The sequence below is a fragment of the Sphingobacterium nematocida genome, from assembly GCF_900168125.1.
GTDB lineage: Bacteria > Bacteroidota > Bacteroidia > Sphingobacteriales > Sphingobacteriaceae > Sphingobacterium > Sphingobacterium nematocida.
Genome location: NZ_FUZF01000002.1, coordinates 266,843 through 277,596, shown reverse-complemented (window position 1 = coordinate 277,596; position 10,754 = coordinate 266,843). Strand labels below are relative to the sequence as shown.

At 39.0% G+C, this 10,754-nt stretch carries 9 protein-coding genes and 5 tRNA genes; 1 reads left to right on the top strand and 13 read right to left on the bottom strand.

Going from position 1 to position 10,754, the window contains the following annotated elements; genetic code table 11:
* Positions 1-65: 65 nt before the first annotated feature.
* From rpoB to B5X76_RS03400, 13 genes are all read right to left on the bottom strand, one after another.
* On the bottom strand, positions 66-3,875 hold the full coding sequence (rpoB, locus tag B5X76_RS03460; protein WP_079641254.1) for a DNA-directed RNA polymerase subunit beta: 3,810 nt from the start codon (positions 3,873-3,875) through the stop codon (positions 66-68).
* 164 nt (positions 3,876-4,039) lie between these two features.
* The gene (rplL, locus tag B5X76_RS03455) at positions 4,040-4,417 is read right to left on the bottom strand and encodes a 50S ribosomal protein L7/L12 (RefSeq protein WP_002992785.1); all 378 of its coding nucleotides are present in this window, start codon (positions 4,415-4,417) and stop codon (positions 4,040-4,042) included.
* Between the two features lie 73 nt (positions 4,418-4,490).
* Positions 4,491-5,009, bottom strand: a complete 519-nt coding sequence (gene rplJ / locus B5X76_RS03450) for a 50S ribosomal protein L10 (RefSeq protein ID WP_079641252.1) — start codon at positions 5,007-5,009, stop codon at positions 4,491-4,493.
* A gap of 2 nt (positions 5,010-5,011) precedes the next feature.
* Positions 5,012-5,710 carry a 50S ribosomal protein L1 gene (gene rplA, locus B5X76_RS03445; protein ID WP_079641250.1) on the bottom strand — a complete coding sequence of 233 codons (699 nt, stop codon included), beginning with the start codon at positions 5,708-5,710 and terminating at the stop codon, positions 5,012-5,014.
* A 22-nt stretch (positions 5,711-5,732) separates the two neighbouring features.
* Positions 5,733-6,176 (bottom strand): 50S ribosomal protein L11, encoded by a 444-nt coding sequence (rplK, locus tag B5X76_RS03440; protein ID WP_079641248.1) that lies wholly within the window; start codon positions 6,174-6,176, stop codon positions 5,733-5,735.
* A 230-nt stretch (positions 6,177-6,406) separates the two neighbouring features.
* A complete protein-coding gene (gene nusG, locus B5X76_RS03435) occupies positions 6,407-6,952 on the bottom strand; it encodes a transcription termination/antitermination protein NusG (RefSeq protein ID WP_079641246.1) in 546 nt (181 codons plus the stop codon).
* 20 nt (positions 6,953-6,972) lie between these two features.
* A complete protein-coding gene (gene secE / locus B5X76_RS03430; RefSeq protein ID WP_079641599.1) occupies positions 6,973-7,164 on the bottom strand; it encodes a preprotein translocase subunit SecE in 192 nt (63 codons plus the stop codon).
* 24 nt (positions 7,165-7,188) lie between these two features.
* A tRNA-Trp gene (locus B5X76_RS03425) sits at positions 7,189-7,259 on the bottom strand.
* Between the two features lie 158 nt (positions 7,260-7,417).
* On the bottom strand, positions 7,418-8,602 hold the full coding sequence (tuf, locus tag B5X76_RS03420; RefSeq protein ID WP_079641244.1) for an elongation factor Tu: 1,185 nt from the start codon (positions 8,600-8,602) through the stop codon (positions 7,418-7,420).
* Between the two features lie 75 nt (positions 8,603-8,677).
* Positions 8,678-8,749: transfer RNA gene (locus B5X76_RS03415), tRNA-Thr, on the bottom strand.
* An 85-nt stretch (positions 8,750-8,834) separates the two neighbouring features.
* Positions 8,835-8,907 (bottom strand) — tRNA-Gly (locus tag B5X76_RS03410).
* 34 nt (positions 8,908-8,941) lie between these two features.
* A tRNA-Tyr gene (locus B5X76_RS03405) sits at positions 8,942-9,022 on the bottom strand.
* Between the two features lie 26 nt (positions 9,023-9,048).
* A tRNA-Thr gene (locus B5X76_RS03400) sits at positions 9,049-9,121 on the bottom strand.
* Positions 9,122-9,608: 487 nt separating this feature from the next.
* On the opposite strand from B5X76_RS03400, the gene B5X76_RS03395 reads away from it, so the two are divergent.
* Positions 9,609-10,754 carry a BamA/TamA family outer membrane protein gene (locus tag B5X76_RS03395; RefSeq protein ID WP_079641242.1) on the top strand — a complete coding sequence of 382 codons (1,146 nt, stop codon included), beginning with the start codon at positions 9,609-9,611 and terminating at the stop codon, positions 10,752-10,754.

The following is a 10,754-nucleotide window of genomic DNA, read 5'->3' as shown; positions in this document are numbered from 1 at the left end:
TAACTTAAAGATGTATGTAAAAGCTTAAGAGGTCGAAGACCTCCTAAGCTCATTTCTTTGCTTGATTAATCTAATGTGATATCTAGACCCAAACCACGTAGTTCATGTACTAATACATTGAACGATTCAGGAACAGATGGAGTAGGCAAATTATTACCTTTGACGATTGCTTCATATGTCTTAGCACGTCCCACAACGTCATCCGATTTCACAGTCAAGATCTCTTGTAAGATGTTAGATGCACCGAATGCTTCTAAGGCCCAAACCTCCATCTCACCGAAACGCTGACCACCGAATTGCGCCTTACCACCTAATGGCTGTTGCGTAATCAATGAGTAAGGTCCGATAGAACGAGCATGCATCTTATCATCAACCATGTGTCCTAATTTCAACATATAGATAACCCCAACAGTAGTCGGTTGGTCAAAACGATCTCCTGTAAGACCGTTGTACAAATACGTACGACCTGATCTAGGTAATCCTGCTTTGTCTACCCACTCTTCTACTTGATCCATTTCAGCACCGTCGAAGATTGGAGTTGCGAACTTCATACCTAATTTTTGACCTGCCCAACCTAATACAGTTTCATAGATCTGTCCCAAGTTCATACGTGAAGGTACCCCTAGTGGATTCAACACAATATCAACAGGTGTACCGTCTTCTAAGAAAGGCATATCTTCATCACGAACGATACGTGCTACGATACCTTTGTTACCGTGACGACCAGCCATCTTATCTCCCACTTTCAATTTACGTTTCTTAGCAACATAAACTTTAGCCATCTGTACGATACCAGAAGGTAGTTCATCACCCACAGAAACAGCAAATTTATCACGTTTGAAAGCACCTAACTCTTCATTCAACTTGATGTTGTAGTTATGAAGAGCCATTTTTACCATATCATTCTTCTCATCGTCCGTAGTCCATCCAAATGGGTTAACATTTGCATAGTCTAGATCCATCAAGATTTTTTGGGTAAACTTAGCTCCTTTTGCAAGCAACAACTCTTTATAAACATTATAGATACCTTGACTGGTTTTACCATTTACAATTGTAAATAATTTATCAACCAAACGATCTTTCAATATTCTTAGGTTCTTTTCGTGCGTAACCTCCAATTTCTCTAAAGCCTTTCTTTCGACTTCTTTAGACATTTTCTTAGCACGAGAGAATAACTTGGTATCGATAACTACACCTTTAATAGACGGTGGAGTCTTCAAAGAAGCATCTTTTACGTCACCTGCTTTGTCACCAAAGATAGCCCGTAATAATTTTTCTTCCGGTGAAGGATCAGATTCTCCTTTAGGCGTAATCTTACCGATCAAGATATCTCCTTCTCCAACCTCAGCTCCGACACGGATAATACCGTTTTCGTCCAAGTCTTTAGTAGCTTCTTCGGATACGTTAGGAATATCAGCAGTTAATTCTTCTTCACCACGTTTTGTATCACGAACTTCTAATTCAAACTCTTCAATATGAAGTGAAGTGAAAATATCTTGAGATACTACACGTTCAGAAATTACGATCGCATCCTCAAAGTTGTAACCTTGCCAAGGCATGAACGCCACTTTCAGGTTACGACCTAATGCTAGCTCGCCATCCTCTGTTGCGTACCCCTCACATAATACCTGACCTTTAACAACCTTCTGACCCCTCTTAACGATCGGCTTCAGGTTAATACAAGTATTCTGATTCGTTTTCTTAAATTTAATTAAACGGTAAGTTTTAACGTCGTCATCAAATGAGACCAAACGATCATCATCAGTACGATCATAACGAATTTTGATCTCTTCAGCATCAACGTACTCAACAACGCCAGAACCTTCAGCATTGATCAACGTGCGTGAATCAGATGCTACACGTCCTTCAAGACCAGTACCTACGATCGGTGCTTGCGGACGTAACAAAGGAACAGCTTGACGCTGCATGTTCGATCCCATCAATGCACGGTTGGCATCATCATGCTCCAAGAAAGGAATCAATGATGCTGCTATCGAAGTAATTTGGTTTGGAGCAACGTCCATTAAATCCAACTTCTCAGGTTCGATAATAGGGAAGTCACCCTCATATCTAGCTTTCACTTTTGGATCTTCAAAATTACCTTTATCGTCATACATTGCATTCGCCTGCGCAATTGTTTTTTCATCTTCATCTTCCGCAGACAAATACACGACAGGCTCTTCTACAACCACACGCCCGTTTTCAACTTTACGATATGGCGTTTCGATGAACCCTAGATTATTAATCTTCGCATGGACAGCCAAAGAAGAAATCAAACCGATGTTCGGTCCCTCTGGTGTTTCGATGGTACAAAGACGGCCATAGTGTGTATAGTGAACGTCACGAACCTCAAATCCGGCGCGCTCACGAGAAAGACCACCAGGACCTAAGGCAGATAAACGGCGCTTGTGCGTAATTTCAGCCAAAGGATTCGTTTGATCCATAAACTGAGACAACTGATTTGTTCCGAAGAATGAGTTAATGACCGACGACAATGTACGTGCATTAATCAAATCCGTAGGTGTAAACACCTCGTTGTCTCTGATATTCATACGCTCACGGATAGTACGAGCCATACGTGCTAGACCAACACCAAATTGAGCATACAACTGCTCACCAACAGTACGTACACGACGATTTGACAAGTGATCGATATCATCCACTTCAGCTTTAGAGTTGATCAAATTGATCAAGTACTTAACAATAGCAATAATATCCTCACGTGTCAATACCTTAGTATCGGCATCTTTACCTAATTGTAACTTACGATTGATACGGTAACGACCTACATCACCTAAATCATAACGTTTGTCCGAGAAGAATAAACGATCGATGATACCACGAGCAGTTTCCTCATCAGGTGGTTCAGCGTTACGCAATTGACGATAGATATGCTCTACCGCTTCTTTCTCTGAGTTAGACGTATCTTTCTGTAAGGTATTATATATAATAGAATAGTCCGCATTGTTTGATTCATCCTCTTTCGCTAGTATAATAGATTTTACACCTGCGTCGATGATCAAGTCAATGTGATCCTCTTCCAAAACAGTTTCACGTTCAAAAATAATTTCGTTACGATCGATAGATACAACTTCACCTGTATCCTCGTCTACAAAATCTTCAGTCCATTTGTTTAATACCCTTGCTGCTAAACGACGACCAATGTATTTTTTTAGTCCCGATTTACTAACTTTCACTTCATCAGCTAGATCGAATAATTCTAAGATGTCCTTATCTGAATCATAACCGATAGCACGTAACAAAGTCGTAACTGGGAACTTTTTCTTACGATCGATGTAAGCATACATAACGTTGTTAACGTCAGTAGCGAATTCGATCCAAGACCCTTTAAAAGGGATTACCCTTGCAGAATAAAGTTTAGTACCATTTGTGTGTCTACTCTGACCAAAGAATACGCCAGGAGAGCGGTGCAACTGAGATACAATTACACGTTCAGCACCATTGATCACGAAAGTACCTTTTGGTGTCATGTACGGGATTGTACCTAAATATACATCTTGTACAATCGTTTCGAAATCCTCGTGCTCTTCGTCATTACAAGATAACTTTAACTTTGCTTTTAAAGGCACGCTATAAGTTAGACCACGCTCGATACATTCTTGAATATCGTAACGAGGCGGATCAATGAAATAATCCAAAAACTCTAGCACGAAAATGTTTCTTGAATCAGAAATAGGGAAGTTTTCCGCGAAAACCTTGTACAACCCTTCCTGATGGCGATTATCAGAAGTAGTTTCCAATTGAAAAAACTCCCTGAAAGACTCCAATTGCACGTCCAAGAAATCCGGATAATCAATTACCTTCTTACTTGTAGCAAAGTTCACTCTTTCCTTTTGAATATTATTGTTTGCCAAGGGAATAAGATTTTAGTTTAAAAAAACTGAGCTTAATTGTACTGCTAATTGTCACTCTCCAAATCATACGACAGTACACATATGACCTAGTTCAATACATTAAAACAGGAATAGACTCTGATAGAAACTATCAGAGTCTAATCTCTTTTGGGCGTTATGCGAAATTATTTAATTTCAACAACAGCACCAGCTTCTTCTAATTGTTTTTTCAAAGCTTCTGCTTCGTCTTTAGAAACACCAGCTTTCAATTCTTTAGGAGCACCGTCAACTAAATCTTTAGCTTCTTTCAAGCCTAAGCCAGCTAAATCTTTAACTAATTTAACTACTGCTAATTTCTGACCACCAGCTTCTTTCAAGATAACGTCAAATGATGTTTTCTCTTCAGCAGCAGCAGCGCCACCTTCAGCAGGAGCAGCAGCAACTGCAACAGCAGCAGCAGCAGGCTCGATACCGTACTCATCTTTTAAGATATCAGCTAATTCTTTAACTTCTTTTACCGTTAAGTTAACTAACTGTTCAGCAAGTTGTTTTAAATCTGCCATTTTATTTTGATTTTTAAAATTTTCTTAAATAATTATTTTTAATAGTATACGAACTTTTTTTAAGAGACGTTCGTTAGCCTCTGTCTTCTAAAGCTTTCAACAAACCTGAAACTGTATTTCCTCCCGATTGAAGAGCAGAAATAACATTCTTCGCAGGTGATTGTAATGCCGCAATAATGTCTGCAACCAATTCATCCTTAGATTTAAGGTTAACTAGTGCATTCAATTGATCGTCGCCTACGAAAGCCGTTTCTTGGATATAAGCTGCTTTTAAAACAGGCTTATCACCTTCTTTACGTAATTGTTTGATCAATTTTGCCGGCGCATTAGCATTCTCAGAGAACATCATTGTAGAAGCTCCTTTCAAGACACCTTTAAGTTCTTCTGAGTCAATACCCGCTTCGATCAAAGCTTTCTCGATCAAGCTGTTCTTAGCAACTTGAATGATAATATCTTGCTCGAAACATTTGCGACGAATTCCATTGATTTTTTCAACAGATAAATCAGCAGTGTCAGTAATATAGAAATTACCGTAGGATTTAATCTGTTCGGCCAAAGCTTGAACAATTTCTTGTTTTTCTTCTTTTCTCATGATTAAATTCCTGCTACTGATTTAGTTTCTACATGAATACCCGGACTCATCGTTGATGAGATGTGAATACTCTTGAAGTATGTTCCCTTAGCTGCAGAAGGTTTCAATTTACTGATAACTTGCAATACTTCTAATGCGTTTTCGTAAATTTTCTCCGCAGGGAAAGACACTTTTCCAACTGAAGTGTGAATAATTCCTGTCTTGTCAACCTTGAAATCAATCTTACCGCCTTTTACGTCTGTTACAGCTTTTCCTACTTCTGTAGTTACTGTACCAGTCTTAGGGTTAGGCATTAAGTTTCTTGGCCCTAAAATACGGCCCAATTTACCTACTTTTGCCATAACCGAAGGCATAGTAATAATGATGTCAACGTCAGTCCAACCACCTTCAATTTTGCTGATATAGTCGTCAAGGCCTACGTAATCTGCACCTGCGGCTTTAGCTTCTTCCTCCTTATCAGGAGTACACAATACTAAAACACGCACAGTTTTTCCAGTTCCGTGAGGCAATGTTGCAATACCACGAACCATTTGATTCGCTTTACGTGGATCTACGCCCAAACGCACGTCGATATCCACAGAAGCGTCAAATTTAGCCATAGTAATCTCTTTAACCAATGCCGCAGCATCAGCTAAAGTGTACGCCTTACCAGCTTCAATTTTGGATAGTGCCGCTTTTTGATTCTTTGTTAATCTAGCCACTTTCTTAAACTGATTTCGTTAATTAATTTTTCCAAGGAGCGTCACCTGAAACAGTGATACCCATACTACGCGCCGTACCAGCGACCATTCTCATTGCCGCGTCTACGGTAAATGCATTTAAATCCGGCATTTTATCTTTAGCGATCGTTTCCACTTGCTCCCAAGTAATAGAAGCAACTTTCTTACGGTTAGGCTCGCCAGATCCACTTTTCAATTTAGCAGCGTCTTTCAACTGAACTGCTACTGGTGGAGTCTTAATGATAAAATCAAATGATTTATCAGCATAAACAGTAATTACAACGGGCAATACTTGTCCTGGTTTGTCTTGCGTACGAGCATTGAACTGCTTACAGAAATCCATAATATTCACACCCTTAGCACCTAAAGCAGGTCCTACTGGAGGAGATGGATTTGCTGCACCGCCCTTTACTTGTAATTTTACTAACGCACTGACTTCTTTTGCCATTTTGTTTGTTATTTAATTTGTTAAATGTTTGTTAGTAAGTTGGAAGCAATACTTGTAACATTTATTCCGAAAAGCTACTAATCAAGAGATTTATGCAACTAAACGAGGTGCAAAGATAATAATAAGTTTTTAATTAAAAAAGACTATCATCAAAATATTTCTATAAACAAAAAAACCAGCTCAAAAAATGAACTGGCTTAAATATTTTGACACTCACTAGTAAGCGTTTATTACTCTTTTTCAACCTGCATATAGTTAAGCTCTAAAGGAGTCTTACGTCCAAACACCTTAACCATAACTGTTAATTTTTTCTTATCCTCATGCACTTCTTCAACTTCACCGGTAAATCCATTAAATGGACCGTCGATTACCTTAACAGACTCGCCAACAAAGTAAGTCATATTAATAGACTCCCCTTGCTCCGCCATCTCATCCACTTTACCTAAAATACGATTTATCTCCGCTTGACGCAATGGAATCGCTACACCAGCTTTATCTCCCAAGAAACCGATAACACTATTCAAGTTCTTGATAACATGTTCGATCTCGCCATCTAAAGCTGCTTCGATCAATACATAACCTGGATAGTAATTCCGCTCTTTCGCAACTTTTTTACCGTCACGCATCTGGTAATACTTCTCCATTGGTATCAACACCTGAGGAATCAAATGTTGAATTCCTAGACGATTAACTTCAGCCTCTATATATTGCTTTACCTTTTTCTCTTTACCACTCACAGCACGCACTACGTACCATTTCAACGTTTGATCTGCCATAATACTAATTGATAGACTGCTTACTTAGTACCGTACAACAACTCCAGAATATTGCTTGAAGCCTTATCCATTGCCAACACCACTATAGCGATTATTAAGGAAGCTATAAGTACAACCACAGCGTGGTTTTGTAACTGAGACCAAGTAGGCCAAGTAACCTTCTGTGTGATCTCTTCGTATGACTCTTTAAAAAAACCAAGTACGTTAGCCATTTTTTGATTATTTAAGTTATTATGCACGGGCACCAGGACTCGAACCCAGACCAAAGGTTTTGGAGACCTTCGTTCTACCTTTAAACTATGCCCGTGTATTTCTTATTTTGTGTTGCAAATATAGTGTTTTAAACCGTTTGCAGCAAATATTTTTTATCTTTTATTTCAGAATAATATACTGATAAAAAGAAAAAAATAAGCTAATCAGCATTCACCGATTAGCTTATTTTTATTTTTGATTAATCTATACAGATTAAATGATTTCAGTTACCTGACCAGCACCTACTGTACGACCACCCTCACGGATAGCGAAACGTAGACCTTTTTCCATCGCAATCGCAGAGATCAATTTCACTGTAATTGTAACGTTATCACCTGGCATAACCATTTCAGTTCCTTCTGGTAAAGAGATTTCTCCAGTTACGTCAGTTGTACGGAAATAGAATTGAGGACGGTATTTGTTAAAGAATGGAGTGTGACGTCCACCTTCTGCTTTTGATAATACGTAAACCTCAGCTTTGAAGTGATCGTGAGGAGTTACTGAACCTGGTTTACAGATAACCATACCACGTTTGATATCAGTTTTCTCAATACCACGTAACAATAAACCTACGTTATCACCAGCTTCACCGTAATCTAAGATTTTACGGAACATCTCAACACCTGTTACTGTAGATTTCAAGTTCTCAGCACCCATACCTAAGATCTCAACTGGATCACCAGAGTTGATCACACCTCTTTCGATACGACCTGTAGCAACTGTACCACGACCTGTGATCGAGAATACGTCCTCAACTGGCATCAAGAAAGGAAGATCAGTCAAACGTGGAGGGATTGGAATGTAGTTATCTACAGCATCCATCAATTCCATGATTTTCTCAACCCACTCAGGCTCACCGTTCAATGCACCTAAAGCAGATCCTTTAACTACTGGAATATCATCACCTGGGAATTCGTAGAAAGATAATAATTCACGAACTTCCATTTCAACTAAGTCTAACAATTCTGGATCATCAACTAAGTCAGTTTTGTTCATGAAAACTACTAACGCAGGAACACCAACCTGACGAGCCAATAGGATGTGCTCACGAGTTTGAGGCATAGGACCATCAGTAGCAGCAACTACGATAATAGCGCCGTCCATCTGAGCAGCACCAGTTACCATGTTCTTAACGTAATCGGCGTGACCTGGACAGTCAACGTGTGCATAGTGACGGTTAGCTGTTGAATACTCAACGTGTGATGTGTTAATCGTGATACCACGTTCTTTTTCTTCAGGAGCAGAGTCAATTGAATCAAATGAACGAGCTTCTGATAAACCTTTATCAGCCAATACTTTTGTGATAGCAGCTGTAGTCGTTGTTTTACCGTGGTCAACGTGACCGATAGTACCAATGTTTAAGTGCGGTTTACTACGGTCAAATTTCTCTTTTGCCATGTTTATGCGAATTAGTAATTATTAAATATTCTTTATTAAATTTTATACAAAAAAAAATAATAAACTAAATTATCGAGCCAAAGATGGGATTTGAACCCACGACCTCTTCCTTACCAAGGAAGTGCTCTACCCCTGAGCTACTTCGGCTTTATAAAAGCTTATTTACAGATTTATGCCCCCACCTAACATCATAATTTACGAAAGATAGAGACTAAAAATCTTGAAATTAAAGAGCGGAAGACGAGGTTCGAACTCGCGACCTATAGCTTGGAAGGCTATCGCTCTACCAACTGAGCTACTTCCGCTTTTGATCTCCCCTAAAAGAGATCAGAAAAAGTGTGGAGGGAGAAGGATTCGAACCTTCGAAGCCGAAGCAACGGATTTACAGTCCGTCCCATTTGACCGCTCTGGAACCCCTCCAGACCTGCAACTTTCGTCGCATTTAGAGCCTCCTATCGGAATCGAACCAATGACCTACTGATTACAAGTCAGTTGCTCTACCAGCTGAGCTAAGGAGGCTTTTATTACGTTTTATTCAAAATCTCTAAGAACATCTGTTACTTTCTAACAGCGAGTGCAAAAATCAAAATTTTATTTCAAACTTGCAAGAGATATTTTAAAAAACTTTTTTTCTTTTTTCTTCTTAAAGAACGTTATCAAATCCTGAACAAACAACCGATGTTTCCGTTTTCGATGATGCAAAGATAGACACAGAAATGACTTATCAAAAATAATTTTAGAAAAAAAACGCAGCTAAATATTCATCCCACTGATATGCAAGTAAATAATTTTCACAATCAAATATCAAATCGCATTAACCAATGCTCCTATTTACTACTTCAATGAAAAGAAAACTTCTTCTAGACCAAAATCAAAAAATGATTTACTCCTTTTTTTTAACACAAGAAAACGTGTAAATAGGATAATTATGCCTCAGTTTTTCCTGTTCTTATTCGAGATTCCAAAGCATTTTATCTAAGTTTGATGCTTTGAATTTTCATATTACATGATTCGATACAAACTATTATGCAGTCTTCTCTTTACAGGGATCTCGCTATCCGCTGTTGCACAAAAAGAAGACAACTTGGTAAAAAAGGTTATTAAAAAAGTATTTTCCTCTACAAACGATAGTACGAGAGGCCCTAGTTTTATGGTATTACCCGCTGTTGCATACGCACAGGAAACGGGTTTGGAAATAGGTATAGCAAGTACCTACAACTTTTATATGGATCGAACCGATCTACAAAGCAAGACTTCAAACGTCATGCTTATTGCCACCGTAACTACGGAGAAGCAAAAGAAAGTAAACCTAACATCCGACCTATGGACCAAAGGCAACGAATATCATATACTTACAGATATACGTCTTCGAGACTGGCCATTCAACTTCTACGGAATAGGCAATGATACTTGGAAAGCCGACGAAGACTATTTAGAACAAACCTTATACCGATTCAAAGTAGACGTAGAAAAAAAACTGGCACCAAAGCTTTACGTTGGTTTAAATGCAAATTACGATTATTTTAAATTCAGCGATGTCGAGGCTGGTGGAATCTTCGAATCTCCAGAAATATACGGTAAGTCCGGCGGACAATTTCTAGCCCTGGGCGTTTCTGCACTTTATGACACTCGAGACGTAACGACATTCACCACAAAAGGAATTTACGGAAGAGTAAAATACGCCTACGCACCCAATTTTTTTGGCAAAGAAAATTATCAAGGAAGCATGATCGAGGTTGACATGCGCGGTTATTATCCCTTTTCAACTAAAGTTAGCTTAGCAACACAAGGATTATACCGAGGCACCTATGGGAATAACATCCCATTTTATGCCATGCGCGATCTCGGTGGAGACATGAGCATGCGTGGATATTATTTGGGCCGCTACAAAGACAACAACTACGCTACAGCACAAGCCGAACTACGCTACCGTTTTATGCCTCGATTTGGCATAACTGGCTTTTTAGGCACAGGAAGTACTTTTTCAAAGTCAAACAATCTACGTTTGGTGCCCAGTTATGGTGGGGGAATCCGCTACTTCTTTAGTATAGAACACAGTAGCAGTATTCGATTAGATTATGCCTTTGGAGAAAAAAGAGCCGGAGAAAAAAGACAATCTGGATTTTATCTAAGTATTAGCGAAGCATTTTAG

Bases quoted from the DNA above. Each gene is read 5' to 3' on its own strand.
- B5X76_RS03395 (WP_079641242.1), top strand. From the start codon at position 9,609: ATGATTCGATACAAACTATTATGCAGTCTTCTCTTTACAGGGATCTCG.
- rplJ (WP_079641252.1), bottom strand. From the start codon at position 5,009: ATGAGAAAAGAAGAAAAACAAGAAATTGTTCAAGCTTTGGCCGAACAG.
- nusG (WP_079641246.1), bottom strand. From the start codon at position 6,952: ATGGCAGATCAAACGTTGAAATGGTACGTAGTGCGTGCTGTGAGTGGT.
- tuf (WP_079641244.1), bottom strand. From the start codon at position 8,602: ATGGCAAAAGAGAAATTTGACCGTAGTAAACCGCACTTAAACATTGGT.
- rplL (WP_002992785.1), bottom strand. From the start codon at position 4,417: ATGGCAGATTTAAAACAACTTGCTGAACAGTTAGTTAACTTAACGGTA.
- rplK (WP_079641248.1), bottom strand. From the start codon at position 6,176: ATGGCAAAAGAAGTCAGTGCGTTAGTAAAATTACAAGTAAAGGGCGGT.
- secE (WP_079641599.1), bottom strand. From the start codon at position 7,164: ATGGCTAACGTACTTGGTTTTTTTAAAGAGTCATACGAAGAGATCACA.